Origin of the sequence: Asanoa hainanensis (assembly GCF_900188485.1) — a bacterium.
GTDB classification, from domain to species: domain Bacteria; phylum Actinomycetota; class Actinomycetes; order Mycobacteriales; family Micromonosporaceae; genus Asanoa; species Asanoa hainanensis.
Genome location: NZ_FZPH01000007.1, coordinates 22316 through 38057, shown reverse-complemented (window position 1 = coordinate 38057; position 15742 = coordinate 22316). Strand labels below are relative to the sequence as shown.

Genomic DNA, 15742 nt, shown 5'->3' with positions numbered 1-15742 from the left:
GCTGGACACGTGCGCGCCCCGGGCCGTCACTTGGGCTCCGTGACCTGGCGGCCGCGGTAGAGGCCGCAGTGGGTGCAGGCTCGGTGCGGCTGCACCTTTTCCCGGCGCGGGCATGGGCAGTCGACGACGGTCGGGGTGGTCGCCTTCCACTGGGCGTGACGGTGACGGGTGTTGGAGCGGGACAGGCGCCGCTTGGGCACAGCCATTCGAGGTACCTCGCCGATCTGTTCGGGTGTGACCCTCCCATCTTGTTGAAAACGGTTTTCATTGTAAAGTCAGTCGCATGTCCAACGTCTGTGATGTCACCGGCGCCAAGCCGAGCTTCGGCAACGCCGTGTCCCACTCCCACCGCCGCACCCGCCGCCGCTGGAACCCCAACATCCAGAGGCGCCGGTTCCGGCTCGCCGACGGCACCACGATCCGGCTCAACGTGAGCACGACGGCTCTCAAAATCATCGACCGGGACGGCATCGACGCGGTCGTCGCCCGGCTGCGCGCGAAGGGCACGAAGATCTGATGGCGAAGAGCTCCGACATCCGCCCAGTGATCAAACTGCGCAGCACCGCGGGCACGGGCTACACCTACGTGACCCGCAAGAACCGCCGCAACAACCCGGACCGCCTGGTGCTGCGCAAGTACGACCCGGTCGTACGCCGGCACGTCGAGTTCCGCGAGGAGCGCTGATCCGCACGCGGACGAACCACGGACATCGCCGATGTGGTCGGTGATTCGGACCGGGCGTGAGACGTGCCCGTGGGAACAGCCGGTCGAGCCACGTGCCTCGGGCTTAAGCCCCGATGGACGTCAAGGCCGCTCGGCAGGCGCGCAGCAGGTCTTCGTCGTCGACGACCTGCGTCGAGCTGGCGCCGCCCGTGTCGGCGTTGTGCCGGCGGGACCGGGCTAGCTCGGCCTCCAGCAGCGGTTTGGCGACCTCGGCGGCCGGACCCATGCTCGACCACACGGCGGCGATCGCCGTGCGGGTGTGGGGGTTGGCGTCCCAGACCCGCTCCAGGACCGGTATGACGGTCGACGTCTCGCCGGCGACCTGCCACAGCGCCCGCGCCACAGCCAGCCGTAGCCAGCCGTGGGGGTCTTTGCGACGCAGGAGCTTGCGTAGCTGGCCCGCGTGCGCGGCTGCCGCGGGTCCCAGCCGCCCGAGTCCGTCGGCGGCGTCGCGCTGGTCGTACTCATCTCCCGCGAGAAGCCGCTCGTAGACGGCCAACGCCGCATTCGCGTCGCCGCCGACGGCATGCAACGCTTCGGCGGCGGCGCACGCGATCGAGCTGTCGGCCGCCGCGACCTGTTGGCGGAGCCAGCCCATGGCCGGCGCCGCTGGCGGGCCGATGGCGGCGAACGCCTTGATCACCGCCGTGCTGGGCGGCAGTTTCATCAGGTCGGGCACCGCGGCCGCGGCGGCCGGGCCCATCGCGGCGACCGCGTACGCGAGGTTGTCGCGCCGCTCGTCGTGGCGGAGCCGGCGGAGGCGACGGCGGATGATCGGCAACAGGTCGCCGGCCCGCGTGCCGAAGCCGCCGATGAGCTGCCCGACATCGCGGGGCAGCTGCCGGCGTTCGAGCGCCCACCGCAGCATCGGCAACGCCCGCACGTCGCCGGCTTTGGCCAGGGTCTTCAAGGCCGAGCCGACCGTGGGCAGCCCGTGCGTCCACTCCACCACCCACGACAACTCGTGGTCCGTCGCCGAGTGGTGCGCCTCGGGCGAGGATCGCGACAGGGCGGCGAACAGCGAGTCGGCCGCGGGACGGGCGGACTCGCCCAGGTTCTCCAGCACCTGCGTGGCCCGCGACCGCAGCTCGGGGTGGTCGTCGCTCAGCTGGCCGCCGATCAGGGCCACCAGTGGCGCGAAGGACCCACGCCATTCCTTGATGAGGCCGCTCGCCGGGAACATGGCGTCGGTGCGGCGTTCCCAGTCCGGCGAGGTCAGCAGTGTGGACAGTAGAGCGACGCGGTCTTCCACCCGGTCGCCCAGGCCGTCGCTGATCGCGCGCACCTGACGGCCCGCTTCCGGGGCCTGGCGGCCGACGGCCGCGTGCTCGCGCAGCCGACGCAGTGAGCCGACGAGGGTGTCGGTGGTGAACCCGGCTGGCTCCACGACCGGCGTGCCCTGTTGGTAGACAGCGTCGATCAGGTCGAGCGCGGCCCGCACCCCCACCGTCGACAACGCGGCCTGCCCCGGCACCCACTGCAGCGCGGTGAGCGCGGCGATCCGCACCTGTGCATCATGATCATGGGCGACGAGGTCGGCCAGCCACTCCCCCAGTGCCGGCGCGGCGGTCCCCTGTCGGGCGAGCGTCGCCACGCCGTCGACCATCGCGACCCGTACGCGCGGGTCCTGCTCCACCGCGAACCGACCCCGCAACAGACCGACGCGGTCGGTCGCCTGCTCGGTGCGGACGGGCAGCACGGCCGGCACGGCGGCGCGGACCTGCGGGTCGGGATCGTGGACCAGCATCGACCACAGCGGATAGGCATCGGACACCGCCTGCCTGGCCTGCCGGTAGTGCCCGGTGTGTGCCTCGGGATCGTCCGAGCCGCCGATGCTGGCGAGCAGTTCGACCACCTCGGCGCGACCCGGCCGGCCCGGATCGCCGGCGATCCGCAACAGGAACGGGATCACCGCGACCGTGCAGGCGTACACGTCGCCCTGATGGTGGACTCCCGCATATAGCGCATCGAGCGCGTCCTCGCGCGAGGCGGGATCGGCGGCGACAAGGCCGCGCAGCAGATCAGGCACGTCGGCCGCCGGACCGTACGCGTGGCGCATCCGGCCCCAACCAACCTCGTCGACCCCAGCGAGCAGATCCCCGGCTCCCGTCATGCCAGGATCATGCCGCACCCCTACGACATTTCCAGCGGTCGCTCGGACTCAGCGAGGAGAAGCTGCCACTCCTTCTCCAGGGCCCGGCCGATCGGCCCTCTTCTGCCGAAAGCGGCCTCCCGCCGACCGTGTTCCATCGTCCTAATCGGTGATTCGCGCCAGGGCGTACCGCGATCGCCCGAGGGTGGACCACCCCGGGAACTCGCGGGCCGCCGCCGACGACCACTTCATCGATGGGCACGTGGTCGCCGTCGCTGATCGGCGGCGCTTTCGACAGGAGTGGGCAATGCGAGCAAGGCGGACGGTGGCAGGGCTTGGCGTGGCCGCGCTGGTGGGAATCGCGGGCGCGGTCGGGTTCGGGATCGGGCCCGCGTCGGCGCACGTGACGGTGAACGCGGCCAGTGCGACGCAGGGCGGTTATGCCAAGCTCGCCTTCCGGGTGCCGAACGAGCGTGACAACGCCTCGACCGTCAAGGTGGAGGTGAACATCCCGCCGGAGACGGCGATCGCGTCGGTGTCGGTGCGCCCGACGCCCGGCTGGACGGCCACGACCGAGAAGTCCACGCTCCCGACGCCGTTGAAGGCGCACGGACAGGACATCACCGAGGCGATCACGAAGATCACGTGGACGGCGGCGGCCGGCAACGAGGTCAAGCCCGGCCAGTTCCAGGAGTTCGAGGTGTCGGCCGGGCCGCTGCCCGAGGTCGATCAGATCGTCTTCAAGGCGCTGCAGACCTACTCGAACAACGAGGTCGTGCGGTGGATCGACGAGCCGACCACCGACGGTACGGAGGTCGAGCACCCGGCCCCGGTCCTCAAGCTCGCCAAAGCCGGCACGGCCAACGCCAACGCCAACGCCAACGTCAACCTCGCGTCGTCCGCCGACAACAGCGACGACTCGTCCGCCGGGACCGTGGCGGGCATGGCCGCCCTGGTGCTCGCGGCCGTTGCCCTGATCTTCGCCGTGCTGGCCTGGCGGCGATCCGGCGCCCGGGCGAGCTGATCCGACGAAGCCGGCCGCCAACTAGGAGCAGGGCGGCCGGCTTCGGGTTCAGGGCTGCGCCGGCGCGGGCGAGGTCGGTATCACGCGACCGGTGCGCCCGCGGCGCACCGCCCCGACGGCCAGGTCGACCACCAGGAACACGGCAAGGCTGATGCCCAGCATCGGCAAAGCCCAACCGACCGCGGCGGCGATCGCCAGGATCACCACGACGGCCATCGGATGCGCCTGCCGCCACGCTCCCCGGGCCGGCGCCGCACCGAGCAGTGCCGCCCGGTCGGCCCGGGTGGGCCGCCGTTGCCACCACATCCGGTAGCCCCAGACGATCACGCACAACAGGCCCAGGGCGAGCGCGGCCAGCAGAATCTGGTTGAGCAACCCGAACAAGTATCCCATGTGGAGGGACACGCCCCAGCTCGACAGCTTCTGCATGAGGGGCCATTCCGCGAAGTACGTCCGCGCGACCACCGCGCCGGCCACCGGGTCGACGGCGGCGCTGTCCTGCCGCGTCGGCCACGCCAGGTCGTTCTGCGCCACCACCCACGCGGCGCCGGGCTCGGCCGGCGGAGTGACCTGGATCGGCCCGGTCAGGCCGGCATCGCGCGCCAGGATCGTGACCTGGTCGACGTCGGCGATGGCGACCTCGCCACCGGACGACGCGGCACCGCCGTGGTGGCCGCCGCCGGAGTCACCGCCGGCGGGCACGGCCGTGTCGAGCGTCGGCCGCGGTCCGCCCCACGCCTCCTGCACGACGTCGAAGTTGGCGCCCGCATAGCGAGACCAGGTCAGACCGGTCGCCGACAGCGCCAGCAGCCCGACGACCAGCCACACCCCGGTCGCGGCGTGCCAGCCCCGGGTCCGCCGGACGCCCTTTCGAGCGGCCAGATCCGGCAGCACCGTGCGGCGCAGCTTGCGGCGGCCGGTCCACTGGCGGCGCAGCCACAGGAACAGCCCGCCGAGCGCGACCAGCCACAACCAGCTCGCGGCCAGCTCCGAATAGTGCCGGCCCACCACCCCGAGATGCAAGTGGCGGTGCAGGTCGTCGAGCCAGGTCTGCAACGGTGTGGAGCCGAACCAGGTGGTCAGGGTGCCACGGACCTCGTTGGTGTACGGGCTCACGTACACCGTGTGCTGCTTCTCGCCCAGTTCCGGCAGGTTGAACACCACCTTGGTGGTGTCGGTCGCGGCCAGCGGCGGAATGACGGTGGCGAGATCCCCGGCGGGGTGCGCCGCGCGGGCGGCGGTCACCTGCTCGGCCAGCGGACGGGCCGTCCCCGTCGGATCGACCCGCAGCTCGTGGGCGTAGACGACCTGGTCGAGCTGCGGGCTGAAGACGAATGCCAGCCCGGTCAGCGCGGCCACCACCAGGAAGGGCGCGACGAGGATCCCGGCGTAGAAGTGCAGGCGAAGCACCAGCGGACCGATGGTGCGCGGGCGGCTGGCGGCGGCGCGGCCCGGATCGGTCGCCGACGACTTCGGCGCGCCCGGTTCGGTGAGGTCGGTCGTGGTGGACAAGAGGCCTCCAAGGTGGCGTGGCGCCGGCTGGCGCGCCACCGTTTGGTCGCCCATGGACCCCGATCAGTTCCCGCCGTCTGAACGGTCGCGAAAGGGGTAGGTGATCGGAACAGGCGCCGACCACCGCGTGTGACGCGTGGGGAGAACGTTTCTCATGCGCCGGTTCGCCGGAAAGGAGCAGTCACATGTTGACCGAGCAGATTCACCGGACGCACGGCGTAGCGCGCTGGCGTCTGGCGACGACCGTCGAGGCCGACGTCACGTACGGTGGGCCGTTCTGGACCCTCAAAGGTGTCGCGGAGCTCGCCACTACCGATCATGTCGTGGCGGACGTGCACCGCCAGCACATCAAGCTGACGCAGCCGTCCGGCCGCGCCGTCGAGTTCGACAAAGCGTCCGATGTGGTCACCGTGACCGAGCCGGACGGCACGGTCGCCCGGCTCGAGCACCCGAGGGCCACCTTCGCCGGCTTCACCGTCGAAAGCCAGTGGAGCCTGCCACAGGCCTGCTATTTCCAGGCGTACGCGACGTGGCTCTATCTGATCGAGACGTTCGTCTTCACGTACGCCGGTGTCGAGGTCACCGAAGCCGAGCCGTGGGAGGAGGACGGCGAGCGTTGGCAGGTCCTGCGGGTCACCTTCCCGAGCACCATCGACGTGCACAGCACCACGCAGCTCTACTACTTCGACGACGCCGGCGACCTGGTCCGCCTCGACTACGAGCCGGACCTCAACGGCGGAGCGCCGACGGCTCACTACCAGCCCGAGCGCACCACCGTCGACGGAGCGTCAATCACCACGAAACACGAGATCTTCGTACGCAACGAAGACCGCACACCGGACCGCTCGTTCATGCCGATCAGCGTGGACGTCGCGAACCTCACCATGCGTTGACCGCGGAAAGGAAGTCGAGCAGCGCGTCGGCTACTGAAGCGGGAGCCTGCTCGGCCTGGTGGTGGCCGGAGTTGATGACACGGTGGCTGAGCGGGCCGGTGAGCCAGGGTGCCCAGATCGCCGCCGGGTCGCCGTGGATGTCGAGGTCGTCGTCGGCGGACTCCAACAGCAGGGTCGGGCACGCGATCCGCCGGCCCGCGGCCCGGTCGGCCTCGTCGTGGTCGCGGTCGATGCCCAGGCCGGCCCGGTAGTCCTCGCACATCCCGTGCACGACCGCCGGGTTCCGCAGGGCCGCCCACACGTCGGCATGGTTGCCCTCGCCCATGTCGGCCGGGTCGGGGGTGCGGTACCAGGCGTCGGGATCCGCGTTGATCACGCGTTCGGCGGGCTTGTCGGTCTGTCCGAGGAACCACCAGTGCCACCAGGCGCGCGCGAAGGTGGCGTCGGTGCGCTCGAGATGTTCGACGACGGGCAGCCCGTCCATCACCACCAGGTGCGAGACCCGGTCGGGGTGGTCCAGCGCCGCCCGGTACGCGACCAGGGCGCCGCGGTCGTGTCCGACGACGGCGAACCGGTCGTGACCGAGGTGGGTCATCAACCGCACGACGTCGCCGGCCATCGCGCGTTTGCTCGACTGCGCATGGTCCGGGCGGTCGGGCGGCAGCGTGGACCGGCCGTAACCGCGCAGGTCGGGCGTCACCACGACATGATGTTCAGCGAGTCTGGGTGCGACCTCGTGCCAGGTCGTGTGCGTGCGCGGATGTCCATGCAGGAGCACGACCGGCGTGCCGGCCCCGCCGTACCTCACCCGCAGGGTGACCTCGTCGAGGTGCACGCGGTCCAACTCGAAGCCGTCGAACATCAATCGAGACTCTCCTGCTGCGGGTCGTCGTGGTAGGTGTGGCTGCTTTACCCGACCGCGCCGGCTCGAACCACCAGCGCGACATCATACTTTCGGCTAGTCACCGGGCCGACCATTCGGCTATGGTTGCCGCCAGACAAGTAAGTGCCGAGGACGATCCGGTTGGGAGCACGATGGACACCACCGTCGCTGAGCGCCGCACGTCGACCGCGGCCGACCTGCTGGACGCGTACTTCGCCCTGCCTGTCGACCACCACGGGCGGCGCCGGGCACGCGAAAAGGCGATCGAAGCGTGGCTCCCGCTGGCCCGCCACCTCGCCCAGCGCTACACGGGCCGAGGCGAACCCACCGACGACCTGGTGCAGACCGCGTCGCTCGGCCTGGTCAAGGCCATCGACCGCTTCGAACCCGACCGCGGCATCGACTTCGCGGGCTTCGCCATCCCCACCATCATCGGTGAGCTGAAGCGTCACTTCCGCGATCGCACCTGGTCGGTCCGGGTGCCACGGCGCCTCCAGGAACTGCGCCTGGCGATCACGACCGCGGAGACGGTCCTGACCCAGGCGCTCGGACGCTCGCCGACCGTGGCCGACGTCGCCGCACACCTCGGCGTCTCCGAGGACGACGTCCTCGATGGACTCGAAGGCGCCCGCGCCTACCGCGCGAGCTCGCTGTCCACACCGATCGGAGACGGCGGCGACGCGACGGAGCTCGGGGAGCTCCTCGGTGGCGACGACCCGGAGTTCGAGCTCGCCGAGAACCGGCTCGTCCTCGGACCCGCCCTCGGCATCCTCGACGACCGAGAGCGCCGGATCGTGATCCTGCGTTTCCACGGCAACCTCACCCAGGCACAGATCGCCGACCAGGTGGGCATCTCACAGATGCACGTGTCCCGGCTGATCACCCGAGCGCTGGCCAAGCTTCGCCGCTACCTCGAAGATGAAGGCGCGTAGTGAGCAGGAGGGGTGATGACACGCGACGCATTGCAGATCTTGATAGTCGAGGACGACGACGGTGACGCCATGATGATCCGCGAGGCGCTCGAAGCCGTTCCGGGACCGGTGACGTTGCACCGCGTCGCGGACGGCGAGGCCGCGCTGGCATTCCTGCACGGAAACTCCGACGCGACCGATGATCGCCCGGACATCATCCTGCTGGACCTCAACATGCCGCGGATGGACGGGCGCCAGACGCTCGTCCAGCTCAAGAGTGACCCGGCCCTGCAGTCGATCCCGGTGATCATCCTGACCACATCGGACGACATCCGCGACATCTCGACAATGTACGAGGAACACGCGAGCGCGTTCGTCACCAAGCCGCTGGACTTCGACGCGCTGGAGTCGGTCGTCCAACAGATCCGCCAGTTCTACGAGCACGTCGCCGTGCTACCTCCACATTGACTGATTCGACGACGCCGTTGCGGCCTGAGGCCTGCGTGGCGTCGCTTGAGGTTCGGCGCGGGTGGGAAGACTAGGTTCGTGAAGCGATGGGCGATGGCCGCCGGCGTCGTGCTCACGGCGCTCGCGGTGGCAGGTTGTGGTGGCCCTGGCGGCCGCGAGGACGCTGCGGCGGCGGTGGCGGTGCGGCTGCTCGACGCGGTCGCGGCGAGCGATGGCGCTGCCGCATGCGCGACGCTGGCGCCGGAGACGCTCGCTGATCTGGAGAAGGCGGCCGACCGCCCATGCGCCGAGGCCGTCCTCGACCAAGAGCTGCCGGCACCGGGACGGGTGACCACCACCGACGTGTACGGGCAATGGGCACAGGTGCGGCTCGACACCGACACGGTGTTCCTGGCCGTCTTCCGCGGTGGGTGGCGGGTCGTCGCGGCCGGCTGCCAGCCGCGGGGCGAGCGCCCGTACGACTGCTCCGTGCAGGGGGTGTGAGATGCGTGGGCTGTTCACGATCCTGCTGGTGGTCGTGACGCTGGGGCTCGCGTACATCATCGTGTTGGGGGTGCTGCATCGATGAGGCGCTTCCTGCGGGAGAACTCGCTCGGCCTGACGTTCTTCGGGCTGTTCCTGGTCGTCCTGGTCGGGCAGGCGTTCGCCGGCCACGCGCAGTTCAATCAGGAGCAGGTGGCGGAGGGCCTGGAGCCGATCTCGATCGGCCGGTACGTCACGTCGGCCAGCTTCGGAGTCGACGTGTCGGAGAACTGGCAGTCCGAATATCTCCAGTTCTTCCTCTACATCTTCCTCACCGTCTGGCTCGTCCAGAAAGGCTCTCCCGAGTCCAAGCCGCTGCTCGACGCCGGGCGCGAATCCGACAAGGACCAGAAGGTCGGCGAGCACGCGGGACCCGATGCCCCGAAGTGGGCACAAGCCCCCGGTTTCCGTCGGGCGGTCTTCTCCAACTCGCTCGGTCTCGTGATGGGCGGCATCTTCCTCGCGTCGTGGCTGGCCCAGTCGATCGCCGGCGTGGCCGCGTTCAACGAACAGCAGCTCAGCAAGCTGGAGGACACCGTCTCCTGGGGTCGCTACCTCGGCGAGCCCGACTTCTGGAACCGCACCCTGCAGAACTGGCAGTCCGAGCTGCTGGCGGTCGCCTCGATGGCGGTGCTCTCCATCTATCTGCGCCAGCGCGGCTCGCCGGAGTCCAAGCCTGTCGGCTCGGCACACACGGCCACCGGGGTCGAAGGCTGAGAAACGCCCCTGACCGATTTACGACGGACGTACGCTTTCAGGTGGTACGCGCGTACGGCGGCAGGAGGACGCGGCGTGGGTTGGCAGACGAGGGCGACTCGGGGTGCCGCGCGAGGCGTGATCGCCGCGATGGCCATGTCCGGGCTGCGGCGGATGACGACGGCGCTGAATCTGGTCGGCCAGACACCACCAGAGTCGATCTTGCGCGAGGGCGCGCCCGCCGTCTTCTACCGAGTCCCGGTCGAGCGTCGGGCGGCCCTCGTCGAAGCGATGCACTGGTCCTACGGCGCACTCGGCGGCGCGATGTTCGGACTGCTCCCCCGCCGCCTTCGCCGGCATCCCCTGGCCGGGCCGGTCTACGGACTGGTGTTCTGGACCGGCTTCCAGTTCGTGATCGCCCCCGTGTTCGGCCTCCCCCAGAGCCGCCGGGTGCACCCGGCCGAGGTGCTCGCATTGCTCGGTGACCACGTCCTCTACGGCGTCGTGGTGGCCTCCTCGCCCTGGCCGCACGAGGACTGACGGCCGCGTTTCGGCGTCGCCGGTCGGGGAAACCCAGGCAGGACAGGGTTTAACACCGTGAAAGGGGACCGGCACCGTGACCGACCAGGAGCACGAGCCGCAGCAGCAGCCGCCCGGCACGCTCGGTGCGATGCGCAGCAAGCCCGACCACGGCGAGGACAGCTACCGCGGCCACGGACGACTGACCGGCAAGCGGGCGGTCATCACCGGCGGCGACAGCGGCATCGGCCGCGCCGCCGCGATCGCGTTCGCCCGGGAGGGCGCCGACGTCCTGATCGCCTACCTCGACGAGGACGACGACGCCCGGGCCACCGCGAAGCTCGTCGAGGAGGCCGGCCGCACGGCGGTGCTCGTACCCGGTGACCTGGCCGACCGCCAACACTGCCGCACCGTCGTCGACCGGGCCGTGGCGGAACTGGGCGGCATCGACGTCCTGGTCAACAACGCCGCCTTCCAGATGACCCACGAGAGCGTCGAAGAGGTCACCGACGAAGAGTGGCAGCACACGTTCGACGTCAACATCACCGCCATGTTCCGCCTCGTCCAAGCCGCGTTGCCGCACCTGGGCGCCGGCGCGTCGATCATCAACACCAGCTCGATCAACTACGACGCGCCCAAGCCCACCCTGCTGCCGTACGCGACGACCAAGGGCGCGATCGCGAACTTCACCGCCGGCCTGGCGCAGCTGCTCGGCGACCGCGGGATCCGCGTCAACGCCGTCGCTCCCGGGCCGATCTGGACACCGCTGATCCCGTCGACCATGCCACCCGAGCAGGTCGCCGATTTCGGCAAGAACACCCCGCTGGGCCGGCCCGGTCAGCCGGCCGAGCTCGCACCGGTCTACGTGCTGCTCGCCTCCGACGAGGCCAGCTACATCTCCGGCGCCGTCGTCCCCGTCACCGGCGGCAAACCCATCCTCTGATCCTCCCGATACCGAAGGAGAGCGCCATGCCCGCAGGATCGAACGCCAAACGCGAACGGCAGTACAAGCACATCAAGTCCAGCGTCAAGAAGCGCGGCGTGTCCGAGGGGCTGGCGGAGGAGATCGCCGCCCGCACCGTCAACAAGGAACGCGCGCGGGCCGGCGAGTCCCGCACCGCCAGCCGCTCCTCCGTCCAGGACGTCTCCTCCGGTCACCGCGGCGGCAAGCGGTCGCACACCGGCGCACAGGGCCGCACCAAGGAGCAGCTCTACAACGAGGCCAGGCAGCGCAACATCAAGGGCCGCTCGACGATGACCAAGGCCCAGCTGGAGCGCGCCCTCGCTCGCTGACCCCTACTTCTGGTAGCCGTTGTTGTCGCACGTGCGGCGCTGGAAGACGCAGTTCTTTGTGCGCTTGTTCATTGTCGCCACGTCCCACATCACGAAGGCGTCGCCGTGCATCGAGGAGGCGCTCTTGCCTTCCTTGTCCGAGGAGAGGTAGTAGCCGGCCGGTGTGCCCTTGACGCCGTACTGGATGTCGAACGTGATCGCCGGGATCTTGACCGGGTGGCTGCTGGGGCACGCGTTGCCCGACCCGTACGCGACATGGTCCTTGTGGTTCGGGCTGTCCAGGTTCTTGCCGTCCCAGCAGTCCGGGAACTGCATCATGAAGTGCAGCGTGGCGTTGCCGCCGCAGATGGGCCAGTTGCCGTTCGTGCTGCGAGCGATGCCGTCCAGGTCGCCGGGGCCGTAGAAGGCGCAGTAGAACTGGCCCTGGGCGCCGCGCGGGGTCGGCTTCTTCTTCTTGGCGTCCCCGCTGATCATGCGCAGGCCGCTGGGCATCGGCATCTGGCCCTTCGAGTCCTTCGACAGCGCGCGGTAGTACACCCGGAAGCCCGTCGTCTCGACCGGCTTGTTGGTCGCGTTGTCGTAGAGGGTCGGCACCCAGTAGGCCGAGTGGTCCTGGACCGGCTTGCACGTCGTGGCGGTGAACTTCGTCAGGTCGGAGGCCACCGTGCTGGCCTTGACGGCCTTGTTGCCCACGAACGAGTGCATGTGCGAGGCACCCGGCAGGCCCGGCGCGACGATCGGGTCGTCCGGCAGCCGGTGGCTGTAGGTGCAGTCCGCGCGGAACTCCGCCAGGTTGCCCACCCCGGCAGGGACAGGATCGATTTTGAGCGCGTTGTACGCGGCCACCTGCGCGTTCCAGGCCGCCCGGTCGACCGGGATCCAGCCGGCCTTGGGGATCGGAGGCGGTTGGTCGGCCGGCGTCGACGGCTTCGCACCCGCGCCCGCCCGAGCGCTGGCAGTGGCGGAGGGCTGAGCGGAAGCAGCCGACAACGACGGCGACGAGGGCGAGGACTCCGCACCGAGGTACCCGGCGGCGTTGCTCACGTTCGTCGGCTTCGGTTCGGTGTCACCGCCGGACAGATAAACGGCCGCGGCCCCGACCACCACCACGGCGGCGGCGAGGCCGGCCGTGATGCCCCACTTGTTGCGTACGATCGACAACGCGTTCACTTCCCAGAAAGCACGAAAGCCAAGGTCGTCGGTAGGTTAGGCGCTGCGTTCCCGCACCCGAAAGCGATCTAAGAGTTCCTTAAACCGCCAAACCGGATAACACTTTTTTCGTCTCGAACCTGCGAATCAGCGGGTCGAATATTGGGGCGAATACCGGCGCAGGACCGGGCGTTCGACGGCGCCGATCAGCGCGTAGAGGGCCACCGAAACCACCACCACGAGCACCGCCCCGGCCCACAGGGTGCCGAACCGCGAGCCGCTGTAGGCGACGACGAGCAGGCTGCCCAGACCCTTGCCGGTGGCCAGCCATTCGGCCAGCGTGGCACCGCCGATCGCGGCGGGCACCGCGATGCGGGCCGAGGCGAACAGTGCCGGCAGCGCGTACTGGATGCGGACCTTGGTCACCGCGTGGAACGGCGAGCCGCCCATCGAGGTGACCACCTCGCACGCGGGCGCCGGGGCCGCCCGCAGCCCAACCGACAGGTTGACCAGGGTCGGGAAGAAGACGACCAGGGCGACGATCACCGTCACGCCGAGCAGGCCGCGGCCGAAGACGAGGGCGATCAGCGGGGCCATGGCCACCAGCGGCACCGAGCGCAGCACGATCGCCACCGGCATCATCGTCTGCTCGACCGCGCGGACGGTCACGACGACGATCGCCATGAGCACGGCGACGACGGTGCCGACGAGGTAGCCGACGGCGGCGTCCACCATCGTCACCTTGAGCGCCGCGAAGAGCTCGTCACGATGGGCGGCGGCCTCCGAATCCGAGAAGACGTAGGCCCACACGTCGGCGGGTGTCTTGGCGAAGTAGCCGTTGAGGTCGAACAGCCGCAGCAGCGCGTACCAGCCGGCGATGGTGACGGCGACGGTCAGCACGAGGAAACCGGTGGTTTCGAGCGCCCGAAGAAGGCGGCTCGACCGTGGCGCCGCACCGTCCCCCACACCGACGTCCAGCAGCCGGCCCGCCCACGGTGTCGCCAGCCGGGCCACGAGCGCCGTGACCGCGTAGAGCAGACTGGCGACCGCCGAGATCACCAACGCGATCCCCCACGTGCGGTCGACCTCGAACGACGACTGAGCCTGCACGAGGGCGACACCGAGGCCGCGGCTGGCACCGAGGTACTCGCCGATGATGGCGCCGAGCAGCGCGGCCGGGGCGGCGATGCGCAGGCCCGCGAACAGGCTCGGCAGCGCCGCGCGGATCCGCACGATCCAGAGCGTCTGCCAGGCCGATCCCCCGTACGCGTGGACGAGGTTGACCGCCGTCGCGTCGCTGGAGCGCAGCCCGACGACGGTGGCGACGAGGGTCGTGAAGAACACGGACAGCGCCGCCAGGGCCTCCTTCGGCGCGTCGCCGGGCAGCACCACGACCAGGATCGGCGCGATGGCCACGAGCGGCACGCAGTAGCTGGCGATCGCCAGGCGCAGCAGCACCCGTTCGACGGCCGGCACGCGGACGAACAGCACCGCGAGCAGGATCGCCGCGAGGTTGCCCCACAGGTAGCCGACCATCGCCTCGCGCAGGGTGACCGCGGTGTTCGACAGGTGGGCGGAGCGGTCGTCCCAGAGCTGGCCGACGACGTCGACCGGCGACGGGATGACGCGCAGGTCGGTGAGGAAGGCGGCGAGCGCGAACCAGACGCCGACCACGAGGCCCAGCCCGACGACCGCGGGCACGACGCGTTTCACTGCGGCGGTTCCTGCGTGAAGAGCAGCTCGCCGAGCTCGTCGCAGAGGGCGTGGAACTCGGGGCTGCGCAGGATCTCGGGGGTACGCGGCCGCGGCAGGTCGATGTCGACAGTGGACAGCACGCGACCCGGTCGCTGCGCCATGACGACGACGCGGTCGGACAGGAAGACGGCCTCGGCGATCGAGTGCGTCACCAGCAGGGTGGTGGTCGCGCGCTCCATCCAGATCCGCTGCAGCTCGAGGTTGAGCCGCTGCCGGGTCATCTCGTCCAGGGCGCCGAACGGCTCGTCGAGCATCAGGACGTCAGGATTGATCGCCAGCGTACGGGCGATGGCCACGCGCTGCCGCATGCCGCCGGAGAGCTGGCCCGGCCGCGCCTTCTCGAAGCCGCCGAGCCCGACCAGCTTGACCAGGTCGGCGATCTCGGCCGGATCCGCCTTGCGGCCGGCGATCTGGTGCGGGAGCCGGATGTTGGACTCGACGCTGCGCCACGGCAACAGCGCCGAGTCCTGGAAGGCGACGCCGACGCGGTGCTCACGGCGGAGCTTGTCCGGGTCCTGACCGTGGACGAGCACCTGACCGGAGGTGGCGCTCTCCAGGCCCGCGAAGATCCGCAGCAGGGTGGATTTGCCGCAGCCGGACGGGCCCAGCAGGGCGGTGAACGACCCGTTGGTGGTGGTCAGGTCGACCCCGTCGAGGGCCAGGACGCTAGAGCGGCCGAGCCGGAACGACTTGCTGACGTTGGTGGCGACGAAACCCTGCTCGGTCGCCACGACCGCGGTCATTCCCGCTCCTTTGCCGCCGCGGCGAGCAGCCAGTCGCGGTACGTGGTGTCCCGGCCCGGGAGCTCGTTGTGCACCAGCGCGCCCTCCTGCAGGAAGTGCAGCAGGTCCCGGCCCATTTCCTGGCCGCGGCGGGTGTGCATGTCCAGCGCGTGGTCGGGGATGACCGGGAGCCTTCGCACGCCGGCGGCCCAGTTCGCGAGCTCGTCGGACGTGCGGTCCTTGGTGCCGCCGGCCAGCAGGCGGATGGCGTGCACGGCGAACAGGAAACGGTCGCCGCGCGGGCGGGGTACGCGCTCGTGCATGCGGTAGACCGCGTCGACGATGACCGGCTCCTGGAAGGTCCCGGAGCCGACGTCCTCGACCGAGATGACCTGCAGCCGGTGCCAGAGGCACTCCTCGAGCTCGGCGCTGGTCACGTACATCTCGTGCGCGAGCAGGATCGCCTCTTCGAGCTCGCCGCGCCGGATCGCCTTCTGGAACGCGGAGATGACCTCGTCGGCCGGCAGGTCATGCAGGGTCCGGACCTGGGTCCAGGGGTCGAATCCTTCGGTCGCCATGC

Annotated in this window: 19 protein-coding genes; 11 read left to right on the top strand and 8 right to left on the bottom strand. The window is 70.1% G+C overall.

The window, feature by feature from the left end:
• Window positions 1-26: 26 nt before the first annotated feature.
• Window positions 27-206, bottom strand: a complete 180-nt coding sequence (gene rpmF / locus CHC05_RS18565; RefSeq protein WP_089250501.1) for a 50S ribosomal protein L32 — start codon at window positions 204-206, stop codon at window positions 27-29.
• A gap of 77 nt (window positions 207-283) precedes the next feature.
• On the opposite strand from rpmF, the gene rpmB reads away from it, so the two are divergent.
• Both rpmB and rpmG read left to right on the top strand, forming a co-directional pair.
• Entirely contained in the window at window positions 284-517 is a 234-nt protein-coding gene (gene rpmB, locus CHC05_RS18560; RefSeq protein WP_089250499.1) for a 50S ribosomal protein L28, read from the top strand.
• On the top strand, window positions 517-684 hold the full coding sequence (rpmG, locus tag CHC05_RS18555) for a 50S ribosomal protein L33 (RefSeq protein ID WP_089250497.1): 168 nt from the start codon (window positions 517-519) through the stop codon (window positions 682-684). The genes rpmB and rpmG overlap by 1 nt, the downstream gene beginning before the upstream one ends.
• 103 nt (window positions 685-787) lie before the next feature.
• Here rpmG and CHC05_RS18550 read toward each other — a convergent pair whose 3' ends face one another.
• The gene (locus tag CHC05_RS18550; protein WP_144022652.1) at window positions 788-2836 is read right to left on the bottom strand and encodes a PBS lyase; all 2049 of its coding nucleotides are present in this window, start codon (window positions 2834-2836) and stop codon (window positions 788-790) included.
• Between the two features lie 286 nt (window positions 2837-3122).
• On the opposite strand from CHC05_RS18550, the gene CHC05_RS18545 reads away from it, so the two are divergent.
• Window positions 3123-3839, top strand: coding sequence for a YcnI family copper-binding membrane protein (locus CHC05_RS18545; protein WP_089251035.1), 717 nt, complete (start codon window positions 3123-3125; stop codon window positions 3837-3839).
• A 48-nt stretch (window positions 3840-3887) separates the two neighbouring features.
• Here CHC05_RS18545 and CHC05_RS18540 read toward each other — a convergent pair whose 3' ends face one another.
• A complete protein-coding gene (locus CHC05_RS18540) occupies window positions 3888-5351 on the bottom strand; it encodes a PepSY-associated TM helix domain-containing protein (RefSeq protein WP_245871023.1) in 1464 nt (487 codons plus the stop codon).
• A 185-nt stretch (window positions 5352-5536) separates the two neighbouring features.
• On the opposite strand from CHC05_RS18540, the gene CHC05_RS18535 reads away from it, so the two are divergent.
• The gene (locus tag CHC05_RS18535; RefSeq protein WP_089250491.1) at window positions 5537-6244 is read left to right on the top strand and encodes a hypothetical protein; all 708 of its coding nucleotides are present in this window, start codon (window positions 5537-5539) and stop codon (window positions 6242-6244) included.
• Here the strand turns inward: CHC05_RS18535 and CHC05_RS18530 are convergent.
• Window positions 6231-7106, bottom strand: coding sequence for an alpha/beta fold hydrolase (locus tag CHC05_RS18530; protein WP_089250489.1), 876 nt, complete (start codon window positions 7104-7106; stop codon window positions 6231-6233). The genes CHC05_RS18535 and CHC05_RS18530 overlap by 14 nt on opposite strands.
• Before the next feature lie 173 nt (window positions 7107-7279).
• Between CHC05_RS18530 and CHC05_RS18525 the strand changes: the two genes are divergently transcribed.
• The 7 genes from CHC05_RS18525 to CHC05_RS18495 all read left to right on the top strand — a co-directional run bounded on the left by CHC05_RS18525 (window position 7280) and on the right by CHC05_RS18495 (window position 11536).
• The gene (locus CHC05_RS18525; RefSeq protein ID WP_089250487.1) at window positions 7280-8059 is read left to right on the top strand and encodes an RNA polymerase sigma factor SigF; all 780 of its coding nucleotides are present in this window, start codon (window positions 7280-7282) and stop codon (window positions 8057-8059) included.
• A 15-nt stretch (window positions 8060-8074) separates the two neighbouring features.
• Window positions 8075-8506, top strand: a complete 432-nt coding sequence (locus tag CHC05_RS18520; RefSeq protein WP_089250485.1) for a response regulator — start codon at window positions 8075-8077, stop codon at window positions 8504-8506.
• 78 nt (window positions 8507-8584) lie between these two features.
• Window positions 8585-8989 (top strand): hypothetical protein, encoded by a 405-nt coding sequence (locus CHC05_RS18515; protein ID WP_245871019.1) that lies wholly within the window; start codon window positions 8585-8587, stop codon window positions 8987-8989.
• Between the two features lie 81 nt (window positions 8990-9070).
• Window positions 9071-9745, top strand: coding sequence for a DUF6766 family protein (locus tag CHC05_RS18510; protein WP_089250481.1), 675 nt, complete (start codon window positions 9071-9073; stop codon window positions 9743-9745).
• 117 nt (window positions 9746-9862) lie between these two features.
• Complete coding sequence (locus tag CHC05_RS18505; protein ID WP_218824587.1) at window positions 9863-10264, top strand: hypothetical protein; 402 nt, start codon at window positions 9863-9865, stop codon at window positions 10262-10264.
• A gap of 130 nt (window positions 10265-10394) precedes the next feature.
• Window positions 10395-11186 carry a glucose 1-dehydrogenase gene (locus CHC05_RS18500; protein WP_089251031.1) on the top strand — a complete coding sequence of 264 codons (792 nt, stop codon included), beginning with the start codon at window positions 10395-10397 and terminating at the stop codon, window positions 11184-11186.
• A gap of 26 nt (window positions 11187-11212) precedes the next feature.
• A complete protein-coding gene (locus CHC05_RS18495; RefSeq protein ID WP_089250479.1) occupies window positions 11213-11536 on the top strand; it encodes a plasmid stabilization protein in 324 nt (107 codons plus the stop codon).
• A 3-nt stretch (window positions 11537-11539) separates the two neighbouring features.
• Here the strand turns inward: CHC05_RS18495 and CHC05_RS18490 are convergent, their stop codons facing one another.
• The 4 genes from CHC05_RS18490 to CHC05_RS18475 all read right to left on the bottom strand — a co-directional run bounded on the left by CHC05_RS18490 (window position 11540) and on the right by CHC05_RS18475 (window position 15740).
• Window positions 11540-12697, bottom strand: a complete 1158-nt coding sequence (locus CHC05_RS18490) for a DUF1996 domain-containing protein (RefSeq protein ID WP_144022651.1) — start codon at window positions 12695-12697, stop codon at window positions 11540-11542.
• 135 nt (window positions 12698-12832) lie between these two features.
• Complete coding sequence (locus CHC05_RS42080) at window positions 12833-14398, bottom strand: ABC transporter permease (protein ID WP_089250475.1); 1566 nt, start codon at window positions 14396-14398, stop codon at window positions 12833-12835.
• On the bottom strand, window positions 14395-15183 hold the full coding sequence (locus CHC05_RS18480; RefSeq protein WP_089250473.1) for an ABC transporter ATP-binding protein: 789 nt from the start codon (window positions 15181-15183) through the stop codon (window positions 14395-14397). Before CHC05_RS18480 ends, CHC05_RS42080 begins: the two co-directional genes overlap by 4 nt.
• Complete coding sequence (locus CHC05_RS18475) at window positions 15180-15740, bottom strand: AAA family ATPase (RefSeq protein WP_089250471.1); 561 nt, start codon at window positions 15738-15740, stop codon at window positions 15180-15182. Before CHC05_RS18475 ends, CHC05_RS18480 begins: the two co-directional genes overlap by 4 nt.
• Between the last annotated feature and the right edge of the window lie 2 nt (window positions 15741-15742).